At 64.9% G+C, this 25,988-nt stretch carries 27 protein-coding genes and 1 pseudogene; 7 read left to right on the top strand and 21 right to left on the bottom strand.

Going from position 1 to position 25,988, the window contains the following annotated elements:
- Positions 1-221 precede the first annotated feature (221 nt).
- Positions 222-1,355, top strand: coding sequence for an ornithine/lysine decarboxylase (gene odc2 / locus J0I79_RS25055; protein ID WP_292865578.1), 1,134 nt, complete (start codon positions 222-224; stop codon positions 1,353-1,355).
- Between the two features lie 151 nt (positions 1,356-1,506).
- A complete protein-coding gene (locus J0I79_RS25050; RefSeq protein ID WP_292865575.1) occupies positions 1,507-2,070 on the top strand; it encodes an N-acetyltransferase in 564 nt (187 codons plus the stop codon).
- Positions 2,071-2,141: 71 nt separating this feature from the next.
- On the opposite strand, the gene J0I79_RS25045 is transcribed toward J0I79_RS25050, so the two are convergent.
- The 4 genes from J0I79_RS25045 to J0I79_RS25030 all read right to left on the bottom strand — a co-directional run bounded on the left by J0I79_RS25045 (position 2,142) and on the right by J0I79_RS25030 (position 4,212).
- On the bottom strand, positions 2,142-2,426 hold the full coding sequence (locus tag J0I79_RS25045; RefSeq protein WP_292865572.1) for an SCP2 sterol-binding domain-containing protein: 285 nt from the start codon (positions 2,424-2,426) through the stop codon (positions 2,142-2,144).
- Positions 2,427-2,622: 196 nt separating this feature from the next.
- Positions 2,623-3,144: a hypothetical protein gene (locus J0I79_RS25040; RefSeq protein WP_292865569.1), complete on the bottom strand. Its 522-nt coding sequence runs from the start codon at positions 3,142-3,144 to the stop codon at positions 2,623-2,625.
- A 20-nt stretch (positions 3,145-3,164) separates the two neighbouring features.
- Complete coding sequence (locus J0I79_RS25035) at positions 3,165-3,590, bottom strand: hypothetical protein (protein WP_292865566.1); 426 nt, start codon at positions 3,588-3,590, stop codon at positions 3,165-3,167.
- 13 nt (positions 3,591-3,603) lie between these two features.
- Entirely contained in the window at positions 3,604-4,212 is a 609-nt protein-coding gene (locus J0I79_RS25030; RefSeq protein ID WP_292865563.1) for a rod-binding protein, read from the bottom strand.
- A 322-nt stretch (positions 4,213-4,534) separates the two neighbouring features.
- Here J0I79_RS25030 and J0I79_RS25025 point away from each other — a divergent pair, with 322 nt between their 5' ends.
- Positions 4,535-5,509 carry a glycosyltransferase family 8 protein gene (locus J0I79_RS25025; RefSeq protein ID WP_292865560.1) on the top strand — a complete coding sequence of 325 codons (975 nt, stop codon included), beginning with the start codon at positions 4,535-4,537 and terminating at the stop codon, positions 5,507-5,509.
- Between the two features lie 34 nt (positions 5,510-5,543).
- Here J0I79_RS25025 and J0I79_RS25020 read toward each other — a convergent pair whose 3' ends face one another.
- From J0I79_RS25020 to flhA, 3 genes are read right to left on the bottom strand one after another with little or no spacing between them, the layout of a single operon-like run.
- Positions 5,544-5,924, bottom strand: a complete 381-nt coding sequence (locus J0I79_RS25020) for a hypothetical protein (protein WP_292865557.1) — start codon at positions 5,922-5,924, stop codon at positions 5,544-5,546.
- A 1-nt stretch (position 5,925) separates the two neighbouring features.
- Positions 5,926-6,678, bottom strand: coding sequence for a flagellar biosynthetic protein FliR (fliR, locus tag J0I79_RS25015; protein ID WP_292865554.1), 753 nt, complete (start codon positions 6,676-6,678; stop codon positions 5,926-5,928).
- A complete protein-coding gene (gene flhA / locus J0I79_RS25010; protein WP_292865551.1) occupies positions 6,675-8,762 on the bottom strand; it encodes a flagellar biosynthesis protein FlhA in 2,088 nt (695 codons plus the stop codon). The genes fliR and flhA overlap by 4 nt, the downstream gene beginning before the upstream one ends.
- Before the next feature lie 113 nt (positions 8,763-8,875).
- Between flhA and J0I79_RS25005 the strand changes: the two genes are divergently transcribed.
- Complete coding sequence (locus J0I79_RS25005; RefSeq protein WP_292865548.1) at positions 8,876-9,175, top strand: putative quinol monooxygenase; 300 nt, start codon at positions 8,876-8,878, stop codon at positions 9,173-9,175.
- 33 nt (positions 9,176-9,208) lie between these two features.
- On the opposite strand, the gene J0I79_RS25000 is transcribed toward J0I79_RS25005, so the two are convergent.
- Positions 9,209-9,691 (bottom strand): MarR family transcriptional regulator, encoded by a 483-nt coding sequence (locus J0I79_RS25000; RefSeq protein WP_292865545.1) that lies wholly within the window; start codon positions 9,689-9,691, stop codon positions 9,209-9,211.
- A 62-nt stretch (positions 9,692-9,753) separates the two neighbouring features.
- Between J0I79_RS25000 and J0I79_RS24995 the strand changes: the two genes are divergently transcribed.
- From J0I79_RS24995 to J0I79_RS24985, 3 genes are all read left to right on the top strand, one after another.
- Positions 9,754-10,482, top strand: a complete 729-nt coding sequence (locus tag J0I79_RS24995) for an NAD(P)-dependent oxidoreductase (protein WP_292865542.1) — start codon at positions 9,754-9,756, stop codon at positions 10,480-10,482.
- A 21-nt stretch (positions 10,483-10,503) separates the two neighbouring features.
- Positions 10,504-11,016, top strand: a complete 513-nt coding sequence (locus tag J0I79_RS24990) for a cupin domain-containing protein (RefSeq protein WP_292865539.1) — start codon at positions 10,504-10,506, stop codon at positions 11,014-11,016.
- Positions 11,017-11,169: 153 nt separating this feature from the next.
- Positions 11,170-12,966 carry a chloride channel protein gene (locus tag J0I79_RS24985; protein ID WP_292865536.1) on the top strand — a complete coding sequence of 599 codons (1,797 nt, stop codon included), beginning with the start codon at positions 11,170-11,172 and terminating at the stop codon, positions 12,964-12,966.
- Positions 12,967-12,995: 29 nt separating this feature from the next.
- Here J0I79_RS24985 and J0I79_RS24980 read toward each other — a convergent pair whose 3' ends face one another.
- From J0I79_RS24980 to J0I79_RS24920, 13 genes and pseudogenes are all read right to left on the bottom strand, one after another.
- Positions 12,996-14,636 carry an MFS transporter gene (locus J0I79_RS24980; RefSeq protein WP_292865533.1) on the bottom strand — a complete coding sequence of 547 codons (1,641 nt, stop codon included), beginning with the start codon at positions 14,634-14,636 and terminating at the stop codon, positions 12,996-12,998.
- 161 nt (positions 14,637-14,797) lie between these two features.
- Complete coding sequence (gene asnB, locus J0I79_RS24975; protein WP_292865530.1) at positions 14,798-16,666, bottom strand: asparagine synthase (glutamine-hydrolyzing); 1,869 nt, start codon at positions 16,664-16,666, stop codon at positions 14,798-14,800.
- A 172-nt stretch (positions 16,667-16,838) separates the two neighbouring features.
- Positions 16,839-17,105 carry a flagellar biosynthesis protein FliQ gene (fliQ, locus tag J0I79_RS24970; RefSeq protein WP_013893193.1) on the bottom strand — a complete coding sequence of 89 codons (267 nt, stop codon included), beginning with the start codon at positions 17,103-17,105 and terminating at the stop codon, positions 16,839-16,841.
- Positions 17,106-17,118: 13 nt separating this feature from the next.
- Positions 17,119-17,526: a flagellar hook assembly protein FlgD gene (gene flgD / locus J0I79_RS24965; protein ID WP_292865527.1), complete on the bottom strand. Its 408-nt coding sequence runs from the start codon at positions 17,524-17,526 to the stop codon at positions 17,119-17,121.
- Positions 17,526-17,969 carry a flagellar biosynthesis repressor FlbT gene (flbT, locus tag J0I79_RS24960; RefSeq protein WP_292865524.1) on the bottom strand — a complete coding sequence of 148 codons (444 nt, stop codon included), beginning with the start codon at positions 17,967-17,969 and terminating at the stop codon, positions 17,526-17,528. Before flbT ends, flgD begins: the two co-directional genes overlap by 1 nt.
- The gene (gene flaF, locus J0I79_RS24955; protein ID WP_292865521.1) at positions 17,966-18,313 is read right to left on the bottom strand and encodes a flagellar biosynthesis regulator FlaF; all 348 of its coding nucleotides are present in this window, start codon (positions 18,311-18,313) and stop codon (positions 17,966-17,968) included. The genes flbT and flaF overlap by 4 nt, the downstream gene beginning before the upstream one ends.
- 31 nt (positions 18,314-18,344) lie before the next feature.
- Entirely contained in the window at positions 18,345-19,388 is a 1,044-nt protein-coding gene (locus tag J0I79_RS24950; protein WP_292865518.1) for a flagellar hook-associated family protein, read from the bottom strand.
- 4 nt (positions 19,389-19,392) lie between these two features.
- On the bottom strand, positions 19,393-20,847 hold the full coding sequence (gene flgK / locus J0I79_RS24945; RefSeq protein WP_292865515.1) for a flagellar hook-associated protein FlgK: 1,455 nt from the start codon (positions 20,845-20,847) through the stop codon (positions 19,393-19,395).
- Between the two features lie 27 nt (positions 20,848-20,874).
- A pseudogene (locus J0I79_RS24940) lies at positions 20,875-22,131 on the bottom strand (flagellar hook protein FlgE).
- A gap of 79 nt (positions 22,132-22,210) precedes the next feature.
- Positions 22,211-22,879 (bottom strand): response regulator transcription factor, encoded by a 669-nt coding sequence (locus J0I79_RS24935; RefSeq protein ID WP_292865581.1) that lies wholly within the window; start codon positions 22,877-22,879, stop codon positions 22,211-22,213.
- 223 nt (positions 22,880-23,102) lie between these two features.
- Positions 23,103-23,690: a transglycosylase SLT domain-containing protein gene (locus J0I79_RS24930; RefSeq protein ID WP_292865512.1), complete on the bottom strand. Its 588-nt coding sequence runs from the start codon at positions 23,688-23,690 to the stop codon at positions 23,103-23,105.
- On the bottom strand, positions 23,620-24,993 hold the full coding sequence (locus J0I79_RS24925) for a flagellar hook-length control protein FliK (RefSeq protein ID WP_292865508.1): 1,374 nt from the start codon (positions 24,991-24,993) through the stop codon (positions 23,620-23,622). Before J0I79_RS24925 ends, J0I79_RS24930 begins: the two co-directional genes overlap by 71 nt.
- The coding region (locus J0I79_RS24920; RefSeq protein ID WP_292865505.1) for a chemotaxis protein MotC at positions 24,990-25,988 on the bottom strand (999 nt) is incomplete at its 5' end. The genes J0I79_RS24920 and J0I79_RS24925, both read right to left, overlap by 4 nt.

The raw sequence follows: 25,988 nt of genomic DNA, 5'->3' as shown, positions 1-25,988 counted from the left end.
TGCGGAACGGGGTTCTCCCAATCCAAGCCAAGGCAGACAAAGCGAACCGAAGCCGGGCAAGGCTAGGTTCATCGCCGCGAGACGGCGTTTCATGGTTCCGGGGTCTCCACCGGCTGGTTCCATGGAATTTTCGTCCCGCCTTTGTTTGACCGCGTGTTCGCGAGGCCGACAGCCCGCGTCCGCACCCTTGTGCGCGCCGAAAGGCGTGATGGAGAAACCCGATGGCTACCCAGCGCATCCTCGACTTCCTCGCCACCCGACGTCCGTCCGGCCCCTGCCTCGTCGTCGACCTCGATGTCGTGCGTGACAATTTCCGCGCCTTCGAGAAGGCGTTGCCCGATTCCAAGATCTACTATGCGGTGAAAGCAAACCCGGCGCCGGAAATCCTGCGCCTCCTTGCTGCGATGGGCTCGTCCTTCGACACCGCCTCCGTTGCCGAAGTCGAGATGGCGATGGACGCCGGTGCGCCGGCGGACCGCATCTCCTTCGGCAACACCATCAAGAAGGAGCGTGACATCGCACGCGCCTACCAGCTCGGCATCCGGCTGTTCGCGGTCGACTGCGTCGAGGAAGTCGAGAAGATCGCCCGCGTCGCTCCCGGCGCGCGCGTCTTCTGCCGCGTGCTGACCGATGGCGAGGGCGCCGAGTGGCCGCTGTCGCGCAAGTTCGGCTGCGTGCCCGCGATGGCCGTCGACGTGCTGCGCCATGCCAAGGGGCTCGGCCTCGATGCCTATGGCGTGTCGTTCCATGTCGGCTCGCAGCAGACCGACCTGACCGCCTGGGACCGTGCGCTCGCCGACGCCAAGAAGGTGTTCGCGACGCTGGCCGAGGAAGGCATCGTCTTGAAGATGGTCAACATGGGCGGCGGCTTCCCGACCCGTTATCTCCGCGACGTGCCGGCGGCTCAGGCCTATGGCCAGGCGATCTTCTCGGCGCTGCGCAAGCATTTCGGCAACGCGCTGCCCGAGACGATCATCGAACCGGGCCGCGGCATGGTGGGCAATGCCGGCGTCATCAAGTCGGAAGTCGTGCTGATCTCGAAGAAGGCCGATAACGACAATGTGCGCTGGGTGTTCCTCGACATCGGCAAGTTCGGCGGCCTGGCCGAGACCATGGACGAGGCGATCCGCTATCCGCTGGTCACCCGCCATGACGGCTCGGAGACCGCGCCTTGCGTGCTCGCCGGCCCGACCTGCGATTCGGCCGACGGGATGTACGAGAAGACGCCCTATCCGCTGCCCTTGTCGCTGACCATCGGCGACGAGGTGCTGATCGAAGGCACCGGCGCCTACACGACCACCTACTCGGCGGTCGCGTTCAACGGCTTCGAGCCTCTCCGATCCTACGTGATCTGACGGCGCTTTCTCAGCGCATTTTCGAAAGGCGAACCGGACACAACTTCGCCTGAAAATGCGTTGAGAGCCGCTCAGATCATCCCAGGTGGGCGATCGTCGCCCACCCGGGCTCGCTTGTGGAACAGATCTCCGCTCGTGAAGGATTGCGGAAATGGAAATGTCAGCTGAAATCATCGCCCACGCGCCGGCCTTCGTGCTGGTCGCCGAAACGGCCGCCGATGTCGCGGCGCGGGAGGCCCTGCTCGATCGCGCCATGGGGCCGAAGCGCAAGACCAAGTCGTCGGAAAAGCTGCGGCGCGGCCGCCGGCCTTCGGAAGGCCTGGCCTTCGTCGCGCGCGATGCTTCGGGCGCGGTTGCGGGCACGGTGCGTCTGTGGGACGTGACACTGGGCGAGGGCGGTGCGGCGGCGCTGCTGCTTGGCCCGCTCGCCGTCGATCCGTCGCTCAAGAACGCCGGCATCGGCTCGGCGTTGATGCGCCATGCCGTGGCCGAGGCCGCGCGCCTTGGCCACGCGGCGATCCTGCTGGTCGGCGATGCGCCCTACTATGAGCGCTTCGGCTTCTCGGCCGCCAGGACAGGAGCCCTTGCCATGCCCGGACCCTACGAGCGGCACCGGCTGCTGGCGCTGGAACTGGTCGAGGGCGCGCTTGACGGCGCTTCGGGCACCATCAAGGCTGCCGGCCGCAGATTGAAGGCGCCGACGCTGGCCGCTTGAGGGCGAAGCCCAACTGCACAAATGAAAACGCCGCCCGAAAAGGCGGCGTTTTCATTTGCAGGTACGGTTCTTCAGCCGATCAACTGGCTCAGCGCCATGGCGACGGTCATGTCGCCTTCGACCTTTATCTTGCCGGTCATGAAGGCCATGGTCGGGTTGAGGTCGCCCGCGATCAGCGAGTCCAGATCGTCGAGCGAGAGCTTGATGGTGCAGTCGGTCGGGGCATCTGTGTTCGAGACGGTCGCGCCGTCGATGACGATGACGCCGTCCGCGCCGGTATCGAACTTCACGGAACGGTCGAAGCCGCTGCTGGCCACGCGCGACTTGATCTTCTCGGCAATCTCCTGGACGCTCACGCTGTTCTCCTTGTTGGTTATGGTATCCCGCAACGGGCATCGATCCTGCCGAAACCCGCGCCGCAGTTCTTGGCGATCATGATCGCTGCCGCATATAGCTTTGGATTGACGTTTACGTCAACGCGAATTGCTGGCGTTGGTTCCGACGCCGATGGCGCTCAAAGCCATGGGCGCCGGTCAAAGGGCCGGCAGCCGCTCAATGCGCGCTGACCGGCTTGGGCGCCTCGGCCGCCGGGGTGCTGGCATCCTGCCTGCGGCGCAGCCAGTTGTCGCGGATCTCGTCCTTGCTCAGGAAATTGACCTGATCGACCAGCACTTCGTGCACCAGGGTGGCGCCGACGCGGGTGTTGACCGTGTCGCGGATCGCGGCGCGGAAGGCATTGAGGTCGATCGTTTCCTTCTTGGTGAAGTCGATCTGCGGATGGGCGTAGAGATAGCTGTAGACCTGGTCCGTGATAAGCGCCTCGGCCGGGATGGACAGCTTCTTTATCTCAGCCGGCTCGACGGTATAGACGAGCTTGGCCAGGAAATAGCCATCGATCCTGGAATCGCGGATCAGCGGCACCGAGATGATGTCGGTCTTGACGTAGTCCAGACCGCCCAGCATCGGCTTCGGCTTCTCGCCGACGCCGCGCTCGCCGGCCGCCTGGAATGAATAGAACACCGCGCCGAGCGTGGCGGCGCAGATCCAGACCGCGATGGCGATGACCTTGATCATGCGGAGACCGAGACCGGCATTTAGCCTCTCATCCTGCCGAACTCGCCGGCGGAATAGGTGCCGTCGGTTTCGGCGCGCTGGATGGCGCTGCGCAGCAGGCTCGCGACTTCGTTGACGGCGCTCAGATGCGCCAGGATAGCGGCCTCATTCTTCGCCAGCTTTTGGCGCAGCCGGGTCAATCCCTCACGATGCTGCTCAAGGAACTCGACCTCGCTGCCGCCCCGCATGGCGCGGGTCAGTTCGTAGAGGTAGCGGCTCTTGCGGGCGTTCGATGCCTTGAGGTCATAGGCGGTGTCGTTGCGGATACCGGCGGTCTCTTCCTCGACCACTTCTTCGATACGGCCGATGATGGCGGCCAGGTTTCCGGGCCGCGCGAAGGCGATCGGAGCTTCCGATGCGGGGCTGTGCGCCGGCAGGTTGATGCTGGAGTCGGGAGTGTCGGCCATGGTGTTTCCCAGTCTAGATCTTAATGTCTGTTTTTATGGTTATGTCATCGCCGGTCATCGACCTGGCGGCCTTGCGCTGTAATTCCTGGACGAGCGAGGTGGACAGGCGGGTCTGCTGGTCGATCTCGGTCTTCTCGGGTCCATTCGAAACCGGGCCGATCGGCACCTTGCGCTTGCCGTCCATATAGTGGTCGGCCAGCAGCGACTTGGCGATGCCGATGCCGCCGCGATCGGCCATGACATCGGCGACGCGCTCGGCGAGCTGCGATTTCCACATGTCGCCGGCCAGACCCGAGCCATAGACACCCTCGGTGTCCTTGGGCAGCATGTTCTGGATGAAGGTCTGCAAGACCATCGCCTCGAACTTCTTGAATTTCTTGGCCGGATCGGCCGATGCCGCATGGTCGGCGCTGGCGCGCGACAGAATCGAGCCGGCCTCGACCGAGGCCGAGGTGTCGACCGAGAATGTGCCGGCGACACCGCCCGCACGCTTGGTCAGCGCCGCGCGGGCCGCCTCGATATCCGCCGGCTCAGCGGCTCGGGCGACATCCATGACGATGTCGCTGGGTGGAGAAATAGCCAAGAAAGTCCGCCTTTTGCCGATTTTCCTTAGCCAGACCATGCCTCAACAAGCTTGTGGCAGGCTTGCGGGGGGAGGGGATTGGATCGGCCGGTTGCCTGGAGCACGGCGCGCAGACAGCGATGCGGCCGCTTCTCGTTGGTCTGTTGACTGATCTTAGGCAGCTTCGGATTTCCACAAGCGGCGCAATAAATTGAGGCCACGGTCAATTGGGCTTGCGGCGAATCCGATATCGCCTAGTAGAGATCACATGCGGGCATACTCGTCGGTGCGTTCGCCAGCGAAAGGAAGCGTTGTCCGACCGCCCCCGAATCCGCGGCGGGCGTAAAGGCGGCGGCGATCAGGAACATGGGGCGGATCAAGGATGACCACCTGTCTCAGCATTGCCCTTTGTGTCGACGGCGGAAATATCGGCCAGGCGGCCGTGACGATTGCTTCAGTGCTGGCACATCTCTCACCCGGGCCGCCGCTGGCGTTTCACGTATTCCATGATGAGCCGCCCAGCCGCCGCTCCCGGCGCCTGGAAAGGTTGCGGATGGGTCCGCATCGTCTGTTCGTGCATCATGTCGAGAACCGGTTCCGTGACATGGCGCCCTTGGATCACGTTACGCCCGCGGCATTGCTGCGGCTGCAACTCGGTGAGCTTCTCCCAGACCTGGATCGTGTTCTCTATCTCGACGCTGATATTCTCGCGGTAGCCGACATAAGGCCATTGCTTTCCGCCGATCTCGGTGGCGCGGTCGCCGGCGCCGTCCAGGATCTGGGCCTGCATGCGGCGCTGGCCGAGGAAGAGGTCACCGGCCGTCCCGACCATCTGCTCCATGTCCGCGACGCGTTGGGCTGGGACCCTGACAACTTCACCTATGTCAACTCCGGGATGCTGTTGCTCGACCTTGCCAAGCTTCGCCGCGAAGGGTTCGGCGCGCGGGCGGGCCAACTCGTGCTTGATCATCCGTACAGGTTCCGCTGGCGTGATCAGGACGCCATAAATCTGCTGCTCCAAGGCCGCGTTGCCCTCCTGGATCCGCGCTGGAACACCATGGTCTGGCTGCTCGAGCGCGAGACCCGCCGCCTCTATGTCGACGCGGAGGCCGCGGCATTGCAGCGCCGCGATCCCTGGCTGTTGCATTTCTCCGGCGCCAGCAAGCCATGGGACAGCCTTGTCGATATTCCGGATTATCGCCGCTGGTGGCGCGCCGCGATCCGCACCTCGCCGCTCTGGGGCCTGAGGTGGCTCAGGCTGCTGCTTGCGACAGCGTTGATGCCTGTCTGGAGGTCGGCCGGAAGAAAACACCGGCGCCTGCGCGCAAAGCTGCTTTCATGGAGCTCCGCACAATAAAGACATGGCTGCCGGGTCCGCCGCCGCGCCGCCTTTATTCCTGCCGCTTCTGCGCGATCAGGTCCAGCCGCTCGCGGTCGGAGCGCTCGCGTTCGTCGCGGTTGCGCGCGTCCTTGTAGGCGCGCTCGACCATGTTGGTGCGCGCCGTCGCGGCGGCGATGAGACCGGCCTCCTGCCTGGCGTCCTCCAGGCTCTTCTCCTGGCGCACGACGGCTTGGGCGATGCGTTTGTGGTAGAGATCGGGAAACAGGCCGGAGAGCGAATTGTCCTGGTCGAAATGGCCGATCAGTTCCCGGGCCTCGGTCTCGGCGGCGTTGGCCGCCGCCACGTGGCCGGCGTGACGGGTTTCGTGCAGCGACTTCAGCTGTTCCTGCACCTTGACCAGTTTGCGCAGACGATCCTTGCGGCTTGTCATGTCACCTCGCCAGCGTCAGGTCGACGAAGCCGTCGACGAACAGCGACAGCATGGTGCCTATGGCGAAGTAGAAGATCAGCATGCCGCCAGCGATCACGAAGGGCTGGGAGATGAAGTAGATCGGAATCTGCGGGGTCAGCTTGTTGACGAAGCCGATCGTCAGATTGACCAGGATGGCATAGGCGACGAACGGGCTGCCGAGGCGGATGACGAGGAAGAAGGTGTCGGACACGGTATCGGAAATGTCGACCAGCGCCGCCTGCGGGTTGAAGAAGATGTTGACCGGCGCGACCGTGTAGGAGGCGACCAGCGCGCGCACGATCTCATGGTCGAAATCGAAGACGAACAGCATCAGCAGCGCGGAGAACGAGATGATCGCGGCAAGGGCCGCCTGCGGTTCGGGCTCCTCGATGGCCGGGCCGCCCGAGCCGCCATAGCCGATCAGCATGGCGATGGCCGAGCCCATGAAGCGCAAGGCTTCCATGTAGAGCCTGGTCATGGCGCCGATCAGTCCGCCGACCAGCAGTTCCGAGATGATCATCGGCACCAGTATCTGCGGCCGCGGATCGACATAGGGAAAGATCTTGTCCCATAGGAAGGCGAGCAGGCCGCCGGTGGCGGCGATCGCCACGAACAGCCGGACCTGGGCCGGAACGCGGGCGCTGGACAGGCCCGGCATCAGCATGAAGCAGGCGCCGATGCGGCAGAAAGCGAGGAACGCCGCGATGACGACGCCTTGCGACAGAACGCTCACGATATGGTCCCGAGCACCTTGATCTCGACGCCCTTGGCGATTTCGACATGGGAGAGCACCGGCAGCGTGGTGAACAGCCGCTCGATGATCATGCGCACATAGGGGCGGGCGTCCGGCGCGGTGACAAGCACGAAGCGCTCGCCGGCTTCCAGGTGCTTCTTGATCGCCTTGGTGGCGTCCTGGCCGAACTCCTCGAGCTGGCGCGGATCGATGTCGAACTCGCGCACCTCGCCCTTGGCGTCGCGCTTGAGGCTCTGGTGGAAGGCAAGGTCCCAGCGGTTGCCGAGACGCAGCACCTTGAGCACGCCGCCTTCCGAAAGGTCGCCGCAGATCTGCTGCGCCATGCGGATGCGCACATGCTCGACGATCTGCTCGGTGCGGCGCACATGCGGCGCGATCTCGGCGATGGCCTCGATGATGAGATGCAGGTTGCGGATCGAGACGCGCTCGGCCAGCAGCAGCTTCAGTACCGCTTGCAGGCCGGGATAGGAGATGTGCGAGGTGCAGATCTCGTCGGCGAGCTTGCGGTATTCCTGGTCCTGCCTTTCGAGCAGCGCCTTCATGTCCTTGTAGGACAGAAGCTGCGGCAGGTTGTTGCGGATCACTTCGGAAAGGTGGGTGAGCAGCACCGACATGTTGTCGGCGAAGGTGAAGTTCTCGCGTTTCAGATCCTCGGCGAAGGTCTCGATGACGGAATAGGCGCGCATGCCGAAGGCCGGCTCGCGGATCTCCTCGCCCGGGATCTGGGGTATGTCGCGGCTGCCGAGCAGCACCATGATCTCGCCGACGCGCATCTGGTATTCGGCAACCACGGTGCCGTGCACCTTGATCTGGTAGCTTTTCGGCGGGATGGCGAAGTCGTCGGCGACACGCACCTCCGGCACGACGAAGCCGTATTGCTGGGCGAATTTCTTGCGCATCTTGCCCATGCGGAAGACCAGTTCCTGATGCGAGACCAGAAGACGGGTCGAAAGCTGCTTGCCGATCAGCAGTTCGATCTCGGCCGTGGCGAGCGAGGCCTTGACCGAGTTCTTCTCTTCCTCGGCCTTGTTCACCTTCTCCTGGTTCTTCAGCGCCTCGGCTTCGGCGAGCGCCCGGTTGTGGCGCATCGGAATGATGTAGCCGAGGCCGGCCATGCCGGCGGCCAGCGCGAAGAACGGGAAGAAGGGCAGGCCGGGCATCAGGCCGAGCAGCACCAGTAGCGCCGCGGCCACGTAGAGGGCGCGCGGATGGGCGCCGAGCTGGCCGAATACGGCCTGGTTGGCCGAGCCGCGCGTGCCGCCCTTGGAAACCAGCAGGCCGGCGGCCAGCGAAACGATCAGCGCCGGAATCTGGGTGACGAGGCCGTCGCCGACCGACAGCTTGATGAACACGTCGGCGGCCTCGCCCATGCCCATATTATGCCTGAGGTAGCCGATGGCGATGCCGCCGACGATGTTGATGGCAGTGATGATGAGGCCGGCGATGGCGTCGCCGCGCACGAATTTCGAGGCGCCGTCCATGGAGCCGAAGAAGGAGGATTCCTCTTCCAGTTCGCGGCGGCGCAACTGCGCGGTCTTGTCGTCGATCATGCCGGCGGACAGGTCGGCGTCGATCGACATCTGCTTGCCGGGGATGGCGTCGAGAGTGAAGCGGGCGCCGACTTCGGCGATACGGGTGGCGCCCTTGGTGATGACGATGAAGTTCACCACGATCAGGATCATGAAGACGATGAGGCCGATGACGAAGTCGCTCGCCATCACCAGCTTGGAGAAGCCGGCGATGACATAGCCGGCGGCGTGTGTGCCTTCATTGCCGTGCGACAGGATCATGCGCGTGGTGGCGATGTTGAGCGACAGCCGCAGCATGGTGGCAATCAGCAGCACGGTCGGGAAGGATGAGAAATCAAGCGGCCGCTGGATCCACAGCGCCACCATCAGGATCAGCACCGAAAGGGCGATCGAGAAGGCGAGGCCGATGTCGATGAGGAAGGCCGGGATCGGCAGGAACAGCACGGCCAGGATGATGATGATGCCGAGCGCGAAGAAGATGTCGCGGCCGTTCTTGGCCACCGCGCCGGGCTGGATGCTTTCGCTGATCGCCATTCTCATCCTCGAACCATGGGCTGCCGAACATGCGACAGCACGGCAAGGGTAGCTGGCCAAGCTTGCGCGAGGGTGGGAGAGTGCCGGTCCGATTCCACCGAGAAAGACGAACCATGCTGCTCATCATCGGCACCATCCGCCTGCCGCCCGACCGGCTCGAACAGGCAAGGCCGGCAATGGAGCGCATGGTGCTGGCCAGCCGTGCCGAGGATGGATGCCTGGAGTATTCCTATGCGCAGGATGTGCTCGACGCCGGGCTGATCCGGGTCGCCGAAGCCTGGCGAGACAGGTCAGCACTCGACGCGCATTTCCGTTCCCCGCACATCGCCGATTGGCGCTCAAGCTGGCCGGAACTCGGCATAGGCGAGCGCAATCTCGTGCTTTACGAAGCAGGCGAGCCTATGCCGACCTGAAGCGGCCGATGCTGGCCCCTCCGCGACCGCCAGTCAGTCCTTGTCCGCACCGCCGGCTGTCGCTACGGAAACCAGCCAGCGCCTGACGGTCCGCTCTTCCTCCGGCGACAGGCCCTCGGTCAGTTCCTTCTCGATCGCGTGCACCCGGCCCCGGCAAGTCTTCAGCAAAGCCTGTCCGCTTTCGCTGAGTTCGAGCTGCAGGATGCGGCCATGGATGGCATGCGGCTTTCGCACGAGGGAACCGGACCGCTCCAGATTGGCGACGATGACGCTGACCGTCTGCGGCGTCAGCATGGCGAGCCGTGCGATGTCGGCATTGGAGAGGCCGGGATAGGCAGCCACCATGGTCAGCGTCGCGAATTGCGGCGGCGTCACGCCGAGATCGGCAAGCGAGCGCTCGACCCGGTGTCGATAGGCGCCGGCGGCCTGGCGCAGGAGATAACCGAGATAGCCTTCCTCGCCGCGTTTGCCCGTTCCCGGAGCCGGAATATCGGGGTGCTGATTTGACTTGCGCATAATATCAGAGCTCTTATATATTGTTCGAACCCTGATATTATTGCAGAGCGAGGATGATGACCATGGCCTATCGGATTTTTCTGGCCGGCGCCTCTGGCGCGATCGGACGGCGGCTGGTGCCGCAACTGCTTGATGCGGGACACGCAGTGATCGGGATGACGCGCCAGGCGGGGAAGGCGGAGGAGCTGCGCGCGCTCGGCGTCGAGCCGGTGATCGTCGACGTCTTCGACGCCGGCGCGTTGTCGCAAGCGGTGCTGGCGGCAAAGCCCGACATCGTCATCCATCAGCTCACCGACCTGCCCAGCGGGCTCGAGCCCTCGAAGATGGGCGAGGCGATCGTGCGCAATGCACGCATCCGCGCCGAGGGCACAAGCAACCTCGTCGAGGCGGCGAAGGCGGCGGGCGCCCGTCGCCTGATCGCGCAGAGCATCGCCTGGGCCTACGCGCCGGGCCCGCAGCCCTACAGCGAAAGCGATCCCCTGGACGCTGATGCCGAGGGGAATCGCGGCATCAGCGTCGGCGGCGTCATCGCGCTGGAAAAGGCCGTGCTGAGCGCGCCGCTTGCCGGCATCGTGCTGCGCTACGGCCAGCTCTATGGACCGGGCACTGGCGCCGAGGCGCCCACCGGCGGGTCGCCGGTGCATGTCGATGCGGCCGGCCATGCCGCGCTGCTGGCGCTCGACCGTGGTCACGCCGGCATCTTCAATGTCGCTGAACCCAATCAGGCCGTCTCGACCCGAAAGGCGGTCGAGGAACTGGGCTGGCGCGCCGACTTCCGGCTGCCAGCCTAAGCTTCGCTCGGAGATATCGACATGACCAGCAATCAGCTTCGCCTACGCACCGGCCATTCCCTCATCGCCATAAGCGCCGTGGCCGTCCTGTTCGCGCTGGCGGCGAAATGGGCCGGTCCGGGCCTGACGGGCATTGTGCCGGGCCACATGGAAACGCATATGCAGATGGAAAACGCCGATGCGGACGGCGTCGCCGGCGCAAGGCCCAAGACAGTCATTACACCCGTCTCCTGCGAGAAGCTGCCGAACGTGCCGGGCAAATCCATCACCACGGCGATCGTCGCATTTCCTCCGAACGGCTATACGCCCCGCCACCGGCATCCAGGCTCGGTCAGCGCCTTCGTGCTGAAAGGCACGCTGCGCTCGCAACTCGCCGGCAGTCCCGCCGGCACTTATACACAGGGCCAAAGCTGGTTCGAGCCGCCGGGCGCGGTGCATCTGTTCGCCGAGAATGCTAGCGCCACGGAGCCGGCTGAACTCCTGGCGACCTTCATCGCCGACGACGATTGCGGGCCGCTGACGATACCGGACTGACGCCAGGGCGCCTGCTTCGGCCTGGAAGGATGAAAATCAATAGCTTGGCGACCACAATGCTGCCTTTCATGTCGGCATTGTGGTTGTCATGCCGTGTCGCCGGGCGTATCAGGCGGGTCTGCCAGTGCCCTTTGATATCGGCGAGCCGCCCCGGTGCTTTCCAGAGACCAACCGCCCAGAAACCAGCCGCAAGTCTACGCCCGCCGGTTGCGCGCGGTGCTCCTGCGGTCGATACCGCTGCTCGAGGCGCGCGGCATCGCGGTTGTCATCCTGGCCGGCATTGTCGGCGTCATGGCGGGCATACTGGTCACCGCGATGAGCCAGATCGTGCAGGATCTGCACGGGCTCCTGTTCGGCGTCCAGCCCGGCGGCCGGCTGTCCGGCATGTTCTCGCTGGCCAACCCGATGCACGCCCTGATCCCGGCGATCGGCGGCGCCCTGCTCGGGCTGAGCGTGATCTGGCTGAGAATCCGCAAGTTCCGCACGCCGGTCGACCCGATCGAGGCCAATGCGCTCTATGGCGGGCGCATGTCGCTGACCGACACCTTCATCATCGTCTGCCAGACGATGATCTCCAGCGGCTTCGGCGCTTCGGTCGGACTGGAGGCGGGCTATACCCAGGTCGGGTCCGGCGTGGCGTCGCGGCTGGCGCGGATATTCAAGCTGCGCCGCAACGATGTCCGCATCCTGGTCGGCTGTGGTGCCGCCGGCGCCATCGCGGCCGCCTTCGACGCGCCGCTGACCGGTGCCTTCTATGGGTTCGAGCTGGTCATCGGTATCTATTCCGTCGCCAATGTCGCGCCCGTCATGACGGCTGCGATCTCGGCCTCGCTGACGGCCGAGATGTTCGGCGGCGTGCCGTTCCCGCTCGAACTCGCCGGCCTGCCGGCGCTGACGCCCAGCCAATATGTGCCGTTCCTGCTGCTCGGCCTGCTTGGCGGCGCCGCTTCGATCGCCATCATGCAACTGGTGACGTTGATCGAACGCGGTTTCAACCGGCTGTCGGTCGATACCTCGCTGCGCCCCGTCATCGGTGGCGTGCTGGTGGGTCTTCTCGGTTTGATCACGCCGCAGGTCCTGTCCAGCGGCCACGGCGCGCTGCACCGCGAATTCGCCATGAATTACGGGCTGGCGGTGGTGGCGAGCGTCTTCGTCCTGAAGCTGGCGGCGTCGGCGATCTCGCTGGGGTCGGGTTTTCGCGGCGGCCTGTTCTTCGCTTCGCTGTTTCTGGGCGCGCTGCTCGGCAAGGCTTTCGCGGGCGTGATGGCGCTGGTCTCGCCGGCGACCGGCATCGATCCCTCGGTCGCCGCCGTCGTCGGCATGACATCGCTTGCCGTCGGCGTCGTCGGCGGACCGCTGACGATGACTTTCCTGGCGCTGGAGTCGACACGCGACCTGACGCTGACCGGCGTGGTGCTGGCGGCCTCGATCATGTCGGCGATCCTTGTGCGCGAAACTTTCGGCTATTCCTTCTCGACGTGGCGCTTCCACCTGCGCGGCGAGACGATCCGCAGCGCCCACGATGTCGGCTGGATGCGCAGCCTTACCGTCGGCTCGATGATGCGCGAGGACATCAAGACCATCGATGCCTCGACGACGCTCGCCGCGTTCCGCAAGGAGTTCCCGCTCGGTTCGGCCCAGCGCGTCATCGCGGTCGCTCCCGGCGACGAATATGTCGGCGTTCTGATCGTCGCCGAACTGCACAGCGACCCGTCCGACGGCGAGGTGCCGGTGCGCGATCTCGCCCAGTACAAGAATGCCGTGCTGGTGCCGAGCATGAACGTTCAGGCCGCGGCCGAAACCTTTCAGCGCGCCGGCGCCGAGGAACTGGCCGTGGTCGAGGACTTTGCCGACCACATCGTGCTCGGCCTGCTGACCGAGGGCCATCTGATGCGGCGCTATGCCGAGGAGTTGGAAAAGGCGCGCAGGGATCTGTCGGGCGAGGGATAGACGCGCGGCATCTACTTTAAGCGGCTGCCTTAATGCTCGATCGGCCCCTTTGCGGGTACCAGTGCTGTGCCTGCCGTCGTCGGGCGTTCGATCACGCGGCGCACGCGCGGCGGCTCCTCGCCGCTGTGCAGGGCGCGCAGGCGTTCCCCGACCATCGCGTCGGCATGGGTGATGCGGCCATTGTGCCTGACATATTCGAGCCAGGTCGGCGTGTGGTAGTGCTCGATCCAGATCATCGGGTTTTCTAGATCGCGGGCCAGCGTCCAGTTGCGGGCGCCGTCGCGGCGGCGGATGCGGCCCCGCTCGGCCATGGTGGCGAGGAACTCCGCCTCGTCCTCGTGGCGGATGATGTATTCGATCATGATGGCGATCGGGCCGCTGCGGGGCTTGAGGTCGAGCGCCAGGTGCGGTTCCTTGAAGCGGTTGAGCGGGTCGAGGTTCAGCACCTGTTGCTGCGGCAGCGGCAGCACGAGGCCGATGGCGCCGCCCGCCAGCATGGCGATGGCGGCGGCGATCAGCGCCGTCTCGGCGCCGTGCGCGTCGGCGACGACACCCCAGATCCAGCTGCCGAGCGCGATGCCGCCGAAGGTCGCCGTCTGGTAGACCGACAGCACGCGGCCGACCACCCAGCGCGGCGTCGCCATCTGCACGGTGACGTTGAAATGCGACAGCGCGATCACCCAGCAGGCGCCGCCAACCAGCAGGCCGAGCGAGGTCTGCCAGGCCTCATGGCTGATGGCGGCGTTGAAGGCGCAAAGCGCGAAACCGGCGAAGGCGCAGCGCACCATCGTTTCGCTCGAGAGCAACTGCCGCAGCCGCACGCTGATCAGCGCGCCGCCGACGGCGCCGATGCCGAACGAGCCGAGCATGATGCCATAGGTCAGGGCATCGCCCTTGACGACGTCGCGCGCCACCAGCGGCAAGAGCGCCAGAACCGCGCCGGCACTGAAGCCGAAGGCAGCGCCGCGGACCAGCACCTTGCCGATGTTGGGTGACATGGCGACGTAGCGCAGGCCGGCGCCCATGGCCGCGCCGAGCGACTCGCGCGGCAAGGTCGATGCCGGAATGTTGGGCTTCCAGCGCGCCATGACCACGATGAGGCCGATATAGCTCACCGCGTTGGCCGCGAAGGCGGCCGCCGCGCCCGCCGCCGCGACGATGATGCCGCCGATCGCCGGGCCAACGCTGCGCGTCAGGTTGAAACCCATGGAGTTCAGCGCCACGGCGGCCGGCACCTTGTTGCGCGGAACCATGTCGCCGACCGAGGCCTGCCAGGAAGGACTGTTAAGCGCCGTGCCGCTGTCGATCAGGAAGGTGAAGGCCAGCAGCGTCCAGGGCGTCAGCAGATTGTAATAGGTGAACACGGTCAGCAGCACCGAGACGACCAGCATGAAGGTCTGGGCGACCAGCATTACCTTGCGCCGGTCGAAACTGTCGGCGATGGCCCCTGCCACCAGCGCGAACAGCATGATGGGAAGTGTGGTCGAGGCCTGGACCAGCGCCACCTGGTAGGGCGAGGTGGCGATCGTGGTCATCATCCAGGCGGCGCCGACACCCTGGATCAGGCCGCCGAAATTGGAAACGAGGCTTGCGGCCCAGACCGCGCGGAAGATGCCATGCCGGAACGGCGCCAGCGCCGAGACGCCTTCCTCCGGCTTTTCGTCAATCATCGGGTGGTTCCTGCCACGGACGTGCTGATCCCTGCGTTTCACCGCATCATTTGCCGAAACTATGGCAGCGCGCCGCAAAGGGCGAACGTCTTGCGGAGAAGATCATGGTCCAACAGCGAGATAGCGGAGGGCCACGCATCCGCTGGCCGCCGGCTGCCTCTTCAACGCGTCTCCCTGACCGAGGCGTGCAGCGCTTCGGTGAGGTTGGCGGTGCTCTCGCCGCCGGCATGCAGGCGCAGGAAAAGCTCCATGCCCACCAGCCGCAGCCGCGATGGCTGATCGCGCTTGGCCAGGCCGACGAGGTCCTCGACGGACGCTGCCGGCCACTTCATGGCGTCGCGCAGCAAGCCGCCGCGCAGCAGGCCTTCCGAGCCCGCTGTGAAATTGGCCGATACCTGGAAGCCGTTCTTGATGGCCTTCACGTTCTGCGGCGGGATATGTTTTTCCGCCACGCGCTTCAAAAGCCATTTCCCCTGCTTACGGCGGTATTTGTGCCGCCTTGGCAGGTGGATGGCGAATTCGATCAGCCGGTTTTCGAGGAACGGCACCCTGAGTTCGACCGAAGCCGCCATGCTCAGCCGGTCATGCCTGTTCAACAGATCCTGCATGTGGCCATACATATCGTGGAGGCAGCAGCCGAGGAACGCGCGGTCGCTGAGCGATGCCACCGGCTCCAGCCTGTCGAAGATCTTCGTCTGCAGGAAGTTCAGCTCCGGCGACAGCGATCTCAGCACGACATTGCGGTCCCAGCCATGGGCTCCCGCGACCGATGTCCGGAAAGGGGCATAGCGCTGGCGCTCGAATCTGCCGGCAAGCCGGCTCTTCGACCGGAACAGGCGTCCCGGCCATGACCAGGGCCGCCACATCCGCATGCTGGCTTCCTGCCAGTCGTAGCCGCCAAACAGCTCATCCGCGCCTTCGCCGGTCAAAAGCACCTTGATGCCGTCGGCCCGGCACTGTTCGGCAAGCGCCAGCAGGCAGACATGGCTGGCGTGCCAGCCGTCGCTTTCCAGATGCCAGATGGTTTTTGGCCACAGGTCAAGGAACCGGTCCTTGTCGACCGGCACCCTGTGCAGCGGCACACCGGCATGGCGTGCGGTGCGTTCGGCATCTGCGGCCTCGCTATGCCCGAGGCGCGGATCGACGACATAGGCCGTCATCTCCGGCCTGAACCTTTTCGCCAGCGTCGTCACCAGGCCGGAATCGACGCCGCCGCTGCAGGCCGACGCGAGACTGGTGTCGGCGATGCAGTGAAGGCCGACGCTGTCCTGGATCAGCGCTTCCAGGGTCGCCATCTGTTCTGCGTCGGTGGCTGTGTCGTCGACGATGCGGCTCGCGTCGAGCGCATCGAGCACGTGCCAGAAACAGCGCTTCTCGATGCCGTTCCCGGTGATCTTCCACAGGCCGCCCGGTGGCAGCCGCTCGATGCCCTGGAACAGGCTGGAACCGGAGTCGCGGCTCTGCCAGGCCAGGCGCAAGGTGATCTCGCGCGCATCGACCGCGCGCGCGACGTCGTCGCAGGCGAGGATCGCCTTGTCCTCGGAGGCGAACAGGATGCGCTCCGATGTCTGCGCCACCGACATCGGCTTGATGCCGAGACGGTCGCGCGCCAGCCAGAGCGTGACGGTGCGCATGTCGAAATAGGCGAGGGAAAACATGCCGTCGAACAGCGGAACGGCCTTGTCCGGCCCCCAATGATGCAGGGCTTCGAGAACCACCTCGGCATCCGAGACCGTGCGGAACCGCCGGCCTTCGGCCTCCAGGGTCGCGCGCAATGAACGGTAGTTGTAGACCTCGCCATTGTAGACCAGGACGCCCTGGCCGCAGGCCGTGAGCATGGGCTCGCGCGCCTGGGCCGAAAGATCGATGATCGAGAGCCGCCGGTGACCCAGCGCAAGGCGGCTGTCGTTCCAGCCGGCATGGTCGTCGGGGCCGCGATGCGCCAATGCCTGCGTCATGCGGCCGATATCGGCGAGATCACCGCCGCCGATCGGGTTACGCTTGCGCCAGACGCCGGCTATGCCGCACATGGGCCGCCGGTCGGTCTGGGCTGGTCCTGGGGTCTGCGAGAAGCCATTGAGATGAATGATTGCCCGGCCGGAAGTGGCCCAGACGGCAATCTAGCCGGAACGCTGCCGACCGCAAGCGGACCGCTGTCCCGGGATAAGTCCGGCGCAAGCCGCCGCAGCTTGGGGCGAGGGCTCAGAACCCGTTCTGGATGCGCTCGAAGATGACGTTGGTGAAGGCCGATATCTGGCCGCCGATGAACGGACCGGTAAGCGCCACCACCAGCATGATGGCGACGATCTTCGGCACGAAGGTCAAGGTGATTTCCTGGACCTGTGTCAGCGCCTGAATGAGGGCGATGCCGATGCCCACCGCCATGGCGACCAGCACGACGGGCGCGGAAGCGGTCAGCACCGTCCACACCGCGTACTGGACGATGTCTAGCGCGTCGGCCTCGTTCATGCTGGAAGCTGGCCTAGCTTGCCGGCTTGATCGACACGCCTGAACCGACGGGGACGGTGGTGCCATCCTGCAGCACGGCGATCAGTCCGTTGCTGCCAAGCGTCACCGAAGCCACCGTGCCGGAGGTCTTGCCGTCGGCCGAGGTGATGTTGCGGCCGATGAGGGCATCCGCCTGCGACAGCGCCGACGACTGCATGATCTGGCCGAGCTTGGTGTTGGTCTGCACCGATTGCTCGACCTGCGAGAAGGTCGCGAGCTGGGCGACGTACTGCGTCGAATCCATCGGCTTGGTCGGATCCTGGTTCTTCATCTCGGCGATCAGAAGCTTCAGGAAGGACTGGTAGTCGACCGCCGTTTTCGAGGTCGAGGTGGTGGTTGAATTGGCGCCAACCGGTATCGTCGTCGTCATGTCCACGGTCATCAGTATCGTGCTCCCACGGCCAGCGGGCGCGCGGCGCCCGGAATGTCATCATTGCCGCCAAGCGCGCGGCGTTCGAGAGGATAGAGCGAACGGATCGCTTTCAGGGCCTCGTAGATATGGTCTTCGCCGACCATGCGGTCGATCTGCTTCAGGGCGCTGCCGATCCCGGCATCCTCGAAATTCGCGATAAGCAGCGGCAGCGAGCGGCGGAACATCTCGCGCGCCTCGCCGGCACCGGCGGGATTTATCAGCATGACCTGCACGATGAAGTAGAGCTGCCGCAGCGGCGTCGAGGCGTCCTCGGCCTGGATCACATGGCTCTCGAGCAGGAACTGCACGTCGTTCATCAGTTCGACGGTGACCTTGCGGTCGACGCGGATAACGGCACCGTTGATGTAGATCTTCTCGTTGGGCTTCAACGAGATCTTCAGCGTGTTGGTCATTGAATGCCGTCGCGGATGATCTGGGAAACCTCGATCAGCCCTTCGAAATTGTTGGTGCGGCCCTGACGGATGTCCTCCGCCTCGCGCAGCAGCCACAGGCCGATGGAAATCAGATTGGCGCGCAATTCCTTGGGGAGCGCGTTTTCGCTGGAGCTGAGATCCTCGACGAAGGCGGTCCAGACGCGGTTGGTGAAATGCAGCGCTTCCACCGCCTCCATCGAATCGGGGCCGATCGCAGCCGCCGCCGACAGCATGTCGATCGAGCGGGTCAGCAGATCCCGTTCGCGCTCTTTCGCGTCGGAGACGGAGGTGCTCTGGATATCGGCGTAGGAGAATTGATACATCGTCGGCTCTACCGTTCCGGTTCAGAGTGCTTCACTTCAGGTAATTCAACAGGCTGAGCTGCTGCAGGCGCGCCGTCAACGCGAAGGAGTTCTCGATCTGCTGCGTCAGATTGGCGACGCGGGTCGCGGCTTCGGCCGGATCGACCGCCTCGAGATCGAGGATATGGCGTTCGAAAAGGTCGACCTGCGTTTTCATGCGGTCGCTGGCGTCGGATACGCGCTTCTGCACGATGCCGGTCTGCGACTGGACCTGGGCGATGCCGCTCAGCGCTTCGCCGACCAGGGTCTGGGAGCGGTTGACGATGGTGTCTTTCGCCGCCTGGCTGATGTTGCTGGTCATCAGGCTGGAGACCAGAGCCGCGGCCATGGCGAGTTTCCTGATGCCGACGCTGTTGGCGCCGGTCGAGGTGTCGGTGGTTTCGTTGAGCGCGATGCGGCTGACGATCTGCTGGTCCGTGGCATTCGACATGTTGGTCTGCCAGCCCGCGCCTAGGAACTGCGGCGCGACGTCGTTGGTGATGAAGTCGTCCATCTGGGCGGCTGTGATGTTGGCTGCGGCCGGGTCGCTGGGCGTGAAGCCGAATTTGGCGACGAAGGAAGCGTCGAAGGCCGCCTTGGCCGGCGAGCCGGGGGCGGTGAAGTCGTTGATCGGCTTGACGTCGGTGTTGGTGCCGGCAAACAGGTACTCGCCATTGACCGACGTGTTCAGGATCGAGGCGAGCTGCTGCGCCGTGTTGGTGCCGGCGGATTGGGTGAGGCTCTGGGACGAATCGCCCGACGTCGCCGATGTCAGGCTCGACAGGAAGGTCTGCGCGACGCTGGAGAGCTGGCCGAGAGAGGTCTGGGTCGACGAGAGCCGGGCCGCGACCAGCCCGTTTGAATCGACGATGACGTTGAGGCGGTCGAGGTCGCGCGAGAAGGTGACGGATTGGGCGGTTCGCCCGCCAAGCGCCAGGCCGACATCGGCGACCTTGCCGGTGGAGGATTCCTTCGTGGCTTTGACGAGGTCCGCCTGCATGCGCATCTGCTGATAGCGCATGGCGTTGGAAATGGCCGCAGAAGAGACTGAAGTCATGGCTTTATCCCACCGCGTTCAACAGCGCCGACATCATGTCGTCGATGGTCTTCATCATCCGGGCCGAGGCCTGATAGGTGTGCTCGAGATCGAGCATCAGCGACATTTCCTGGTCGACATTCACGCCGGTTGCGTTCGACAAGGCACTGGCGCTGCGCTGGGCCAGCGCTTCCTTGGCGTCGGAGGCTGTCGAGGCCTGCTGGCGTACGCTCTGCAGCCAGCCGATCGAGTTGGCGGCATAGTCGGCGACGCTCGACGTTGCCGAAATGCCGGCGGCGGGGTCGAAGGTCATAGGCTTGTCGAGCCGGTCGCCATAGGCAACGAGAAGGCTCGAATAGGAGGCGCCGCCGCTGGTGTTGGCGACATAGGCCGCGCCGTTGGCGCCGCCGTCGCGCAGCAAGGTCGGGTTGCCGCCGGCGGACGGATCCATCGCCGCGTTGATGCTGATCGATGCGGCAAGGCCATTGACCAGCGTGCCGGCGGCCGGCACGGCCGGCGCGCCAGACCAGGTGAACAAGCCGGTGGCGTTCGGCATCGACGGCGCGGTTTCGGCAAAGGCGGTGATCAGGCCGCGAGCGGTCTCGTCCAGTTGGCTCTGCATGGTCGAGGCGACGTCGTCGCGCAGTTGCAGCAGACCGGCAATCGTGCCGCTGGCGGTGGTGTTGCCGCCGGTCCCGGCTGAGACCGGTACATTGTCGATATAGACGGCGTTGCCGGCCGCACCCGCGGCATAGCCCGAGGACGGGGCAAAGCTCACCGTGCGCGGAATGGTTTCGAACAGCGTCGTGCCATCACCCGTGGTGATGACCATGTCGTTGTCGCCACGGGTGAAGGTGTATTTCGGAACATAGTTCGCGATCTTCTTCAGCAGTGCGTCGCGCTGGTCGAGTGCGTCGGAAACATCGGTGCCGGAACGCGTTCCCGACATCACTGCCTGGTTGGCGTCCTGGAACTGGCTGAGCAGCGAGTTGAGGTCCTTCACCGCCGTGTCGATCTGACCGTCGGCCTGTGTGCGGAAAGCCTGGATGGCCTTGGAGCCTTCGTTCAGCGAACGCACCACTTGCTTGGCGGCGTCGATGACGCTGGAGCCAAGGTTCTGGTTGGAGGGCGAGGTGGCGTACAGCTGCAGCGCCTGCTGCAGGTTGCCGATCGCGGTCGAGGGGGAGGAGGCATTGTCGACGCCGTTCACCGAAACGTCGAGCTGATCCATTCCGCTGTAGAGCGCGCTCTGGCCGCTATAGGCGGACAGAGCGCTGAGGTTCTGCCTGAACAGCAGGTCGTTGGTTACGCGTTGGATATCAACCGATCGTGCACCGGGCGACGTGCTGGTGACGAGGGCGATGCGGCGCGTGTAATCCGCATTGGAAGCATCGGAGACGTTGCGCGTTACCACGCTGGTCTGCCGCGAGGTGGCCATAAGCGCCGATTGGGCGATACTCAATGCGGAGGATAGCGACATGCTGGTCTTTCACGGGCGGCGCCCGGTTTATCTCTTCAGGTTGACAAGGACGTCCATCAGATCGGAACCGGTCTGGAAGACTTTCGAGTTGGCGGTGTAGCTGCGCTGCGCCGCGATCATGTCGGTCAATTCCTCGGCGATATCGACATTGGAATTTTCGAGCGCGCCGGAGATGATCGAGCCAAGCTTGCCCTCGTTGGCGAATCCGACGCGGATCGCACCGGAGTCGGTGCCCTGCGAGTAGACGTTGCCGGGGAGTGCCTGAAGCTAGTCGGGGCTCTGCACGTCGGCCAGCGGGATCTTGTAGAGCGCCTTGGTGGAACCATCCTTGTACTGGGCGTAGATGATGCCGTCCTTGCCGATCTGGACCTTGTCGATCGTGCTTGGCGCGTTGCCGTTGACCTGGGCGTCGGAAACCGTATAGCCGGTCCCGAGCTGGGTCAACTTCGACAGGTCGAGATCGAGGCTGGCGCCGCCCGGTACTGTGAACGTTACGTCGGTGGTCGCGCCGGTGAGCTTGCCGGTGGTGGCGTCGAAAGTCAGATTGGCCGTGCCGAGCGCGCCGCCTGTGTAGGGGAACGATGTGCCCGGCGTCGCCTTCGACTGATCGAAGACCGCGACCTGCCAGGTGCCGGCGCCGGTGTTGGTGAAGTAGACGTCGAGCAGCTTTTTGTTGCCGAGATTGTCATAGGTGACCATCGACGATTTCTGGGTGTACTGCGCGGTGGCGGCGTTGGCGCCGGGCAGGTTGGCGGTGGCGACCGGTGTCGCGCCCGCCGGCAGATTGCCACTGAACAAGCCCGCGGTGCTCGGCGTTGCGGTCAATCCCTGGTCGGAGATGACGACCGGCACCAGGCCTTCGAAGCCGTTGACCGTCGCCGCGGGCACGCCGTTGGCGTAGCTGTAGGCCATCAGCTGGAAACCGGCGGCGTTGACCAGCCTGCCCTGCGCATCCGGAACGAAGGCGCCGGCGCGCGTCAGGAACGGTGTGCCGCTGGGATCCTGGACGACAAAGAAGCCATCGCCGCTGACGGCGAGGTCGGACACCGAGGTGGTGTATTGCAGCACGCCCGGATCGCTGACCGCCTGCCGGATCGTCGTGGTGACGCCGCCGGAATTATAGGCGCCGCCGGTGGACGGCATGATCAGCGTCGAGAACTCGGCCGAGGAGCGTTTGTAACCGGTGGTGTCGGAGTTGGCGATGTTGTCGGCTGTCGTCGACAGGCGGTTTGCCTGGGCGTTCATGCCGGAAACGCCGGTCCGCATCATTCCATAGAGGCTCATCGAGATGTCTCCGCAATATCCATGCCACTGGCAGCGAGGCTACGCGTCCTGTCTTGCGCGAGGCTGGCGCGGCGCGACATCAGAACACGAGCCGGTAGCCGAGGAAGCGCTTGGAATCGATCGGGTCGGTGCCCAGCTTCTCGCGCAGCTTCTTGCGCAGTTTGCTGATGTGGCTCTCCACCACGTTCTCCTCGACCTCTTCGTCGAAGATGCCGTAGATGGCGTTGAACACCTGGGTCTTGGTGACGCGGCGGCCGCGGTTGCTGGCTAGGTATTCGAGGATGCGGCGCTCGCGGCGCGGCAAGGGCAGCGGCTGTCCGTCGATCTCGGGATCGCGCCCGTCCATGAAGATGCGCATGGCGCCGATCTCGGTGTAGGCGACGTCCTCGTTGGCCCGGCGGCGGATGGCGGTGATGCGGGCGAGGATCTCGCGGATATGCACCGGCTTGCGGATGACGTCGTCGACGCCGCTCTCGAACAACCGCAGCGTGTTCTCCAGGGAGTGCTGCTCGCTGAGCGCAATGACGGGCGCTCCGGTGCGGTCGCGGATCTGGCGCGGCGAGATCGCGCCTTCGCGGCAATCGCCGATCAGGAAGGCCCGTACCGAACGCAGATCCGTGTCTGCGGCCGAGTTCACCCACTCGCCGAATTCACTCGGCGCGAAGCCCGCGCAGGCAACGCCTTCGCGGTCGAAAAGTGAGTTGTATCCCTCTGTTACGAGCTCCCGCTCGTCAACGATAACAATCATCGGCCCCACCTTCCGAATCAGCACATCTGCCCCGTGGGGAAAGGCGTAACCGCTGGCGGGAATCCTGAACACCATCATTTCTTGTAACTAGTTTCTTGGGAGTCTGGAATCGCACCGGTTGCATTAGCGTGCAGCCAGATATGCTTGGAGTGGCAAGTCTTGGCCAAGTCAAAAACGGAGCTTAAAAGCAGTGCCTGCGGCGTATTGGAGGCCGAAAATACGCTTATGGGTTGCAGAAAGAGCGGGCGTTGGTGGTCCATTTGCCAAAGCCGGTGGCAACCATGTTGGCGATTACCCGGCAGACATAGACCTTCTGCGCAGGGTCGTTGTCGGGACCGGCATGGTAGCGGGCGACAGCCATGGACCAGGTCTCATGACGGGCATGCAGACTGGCCAGGAAGCGTGCGGCGTAGTCGACATTCTGCCTGGGGTCGAGCATGTCCTCGACGCTGCGGAAATGCGAGGCATGGTAGCGGTGATTGATCTGCATGCAGCCGAGATCAATCAGTGTCTTGCCTTCCCGCCTGGCGCTCTCGAAGGTGGCAAGCGCTTCCGCGCGGCTTCTCGGGAAGACCGCTTTTCCTTCTATATTCAAGGCGTTAGGCTGAAGGCTCCCTTTCTTTCCGGTCTCCGTCAGACCAACGGCATAGAGAATGCCGGCGGGCACGCCGTAGCGGTCGGCGGCACGCAGGATCTCGGGCTCGCAAGGGTTGGTGGCGGCGACGGCACCCGTGGCCAGGCTAGATAAACATGCCGCCGCCAGCACGCTCGCGAGAAGGCGAAGCGGCGCGGCCGTAATCCTGCGCGTCATCGTGACTACCCCTTGCTGGCTGCTGACCGGACTGCTGGCTGCCCGTCCCGCCGCTGCCGCCGCCGGAATTTCCAGGCTGGAAGGATGACTGGTCGCGGCCGGGCGTCGCCGTCATGGAAGCCGTTCCATCCGCCCGGGTTGTAGCCGGAACGGCGACTGACGGTTGCATGATGGAGACCTTATCGACGTCGAAACCCAGTCCGCGCAGAGACTTCACGATTGCTTCGCTGTCGCTCGAAAGCCGGCGGTAGGCGTCGTGTGTTTCGGGCTTCAGCTCAATCGACAGTTGTTCTCCCGAGAGGCGGAGATTGGCGGTGACCATGCCGAGTTCAGCCGGATGAAGTTCTATCTTCAAGACATGTGTCGGAACGGCAACAGGGCCGCCCAACTGAGCGGTCGAGGAGGGTGTCGAAAAGGCGTGGGACGGACCGCCATCGGCCGATATGGCGCCGATCACGTTGAGGGCGGCCTGGCTGATCGGTGCCTGCGGCGGGGCAGGGAAGCTGCGCTCGGAGACCACGTCGATACGTGCCGCCACCGACTGCTGTTTTCCGGGTTCAGACCGCAAGGTGGACTGTACATCGGCGATGGATTTCGGCTGCTGGGCGGCCTGTTTCGGATCGACGCCCGGAACGTCCGCTGGGGCCGTCTCGGGCAGCGGGCCGGCCGCGATCGCATTGTCGCGCTGCGGCGCGCCGGCCGCGGCGTTGCGCGCGGCCTGGCCGTCGAGCTTCGTCAGCGATCCATCGGTCAGAGACACACGCTCGGGCTTCGACATCGGTTCGAGGTGGTCTTGGCCGTCCGCGGATTTTGCTTGATAGGCCTTGGGTAGGACCTGCCCCTCCAATGCCGGCTTCTGCCCGGCATCGCCAGCGTCAGCCGAGTTGGCCGACGTCGAGAAATTGCGCAACTCGTGCAGGACCGTCAGCAACGGCAACTGGTCCTGGAGCGGTGAAGTGTCGCTGTCGGCCGCCGACGTTTCAGCTTCCTTGTCCGCGCCGGCGTCCTTGCCGTCCTTGGAAGACTTCGCGACCGGCAATCCCTTGGAAAGCGTCTTTGCCTCGTCGGCCGGCACCGGTTTGTCCGCGCCGGCCTGCGCCGCCAGTTCGGTAGCAAGCTTGCTCCAGCGCGGATCGCGCGATCCGCCCTCTGCGGCCGGCTGCTTTTCCGGGTGCGCGCCCGCACCGGTATGCACCATCTTTCCAAAGCCGGCGTCATCCTTTTTTCCGGATGCGCCCGGATGATCCGCCGTCGTGCGCGCGGCGGCAAATCCTGACAGGGCCGGGCCGAGGCTGGGTGTCATTTCGGGGCGGCTCCTAGCATCTGGTCGATCAGGTCGAGCTGTCGACGGGTTTTCATCATTGCGGCATCGGTCGGGTCGGCCGTATCTGGACCGACGGGGGCCGCCGACGCCGAGGCCGAAGCCGGGACGACTGTCGCCGCATCGGCCGAAGGCGCGGGGGCCGATGTGTCCGGAGCGGCTGGCGCCGTGTTGCCGGACGGCGCAACTGCGGGCTGTTCGGCGACCGCACCCTCGACGGGCGGCAAGCCGGAGGCGTCGGCCGCCTGAGCGGCGCTGTCCCCGGATGCGGGTGGAGACGCCGTCGCGGCTTGCGGATTTTCAGTGGTCGGGTCGGCCGCTGCCTGATTTGCGGCTGGAAGAGAAGCGGGTGGCGCGACCACTTCGCCGGCAACGGCCTGGGCGGCGTCGAGCAGGGCGCGGTCGCCATCCGAAAGCTTGCTGCGGTCGATCTTGCCAAGCTTGGTGCGCACGTCCTCGATGGTGTCCGAGGTCACCGTGGACAGGCTGGAATAGAGCAGGGCGCGGGGATCGCTCTGGTTGGTGTTGCCGTCGCGACCCTGTTCGGCACGTGCCGAAGCGAAGGCCGACAGTTCGCCAAGCCCGTCGATCGCGGCACGCCGCGCGATGCGCAGGTAGATCACCTTCTCGCGCTCAGGATCCATCATCGAGGTGATGTCGGCGAGCTTGTCCTGGCTGATCGACATATGCAGCGCGATCACGCCGGAGACGAAGGAATCGGCGAACTGGCTGGCATAGGGCGAATAGAGATAGCGCTCGACATACTGCGTGGAGGCAAGGGCGAAACGCGCCGCGTCGCCTTGCGTCACCGCGATGCCGACCGAACGCCGGAGCGCGGCCTCCTCGACCAGCGTGCCCGGGCTGAGCAGCCTGGCCTCGTCCAGCAACGCAAGGGCGCCAGCCGGATCGTCCGTGGCTATCAGCGAGCCCTTGACCAGCGCGAGGAAGGCGCCGAGATCTCCTGGCAGTGTCATCGG

Source organism: Mesorhizobium sp. (assembly GCF_017306585.1).
In the GTDB taxonomy this organism is placed as follows: domain Bacteria; phylum Pseudomonadota; class Alphaproteobacteria; order Rhizobiales; family Rhizobiaceae; genus Mesorhizobium.
This window is presented reverse-complemented; position numbering and strand designations above follow the sequence as displayed.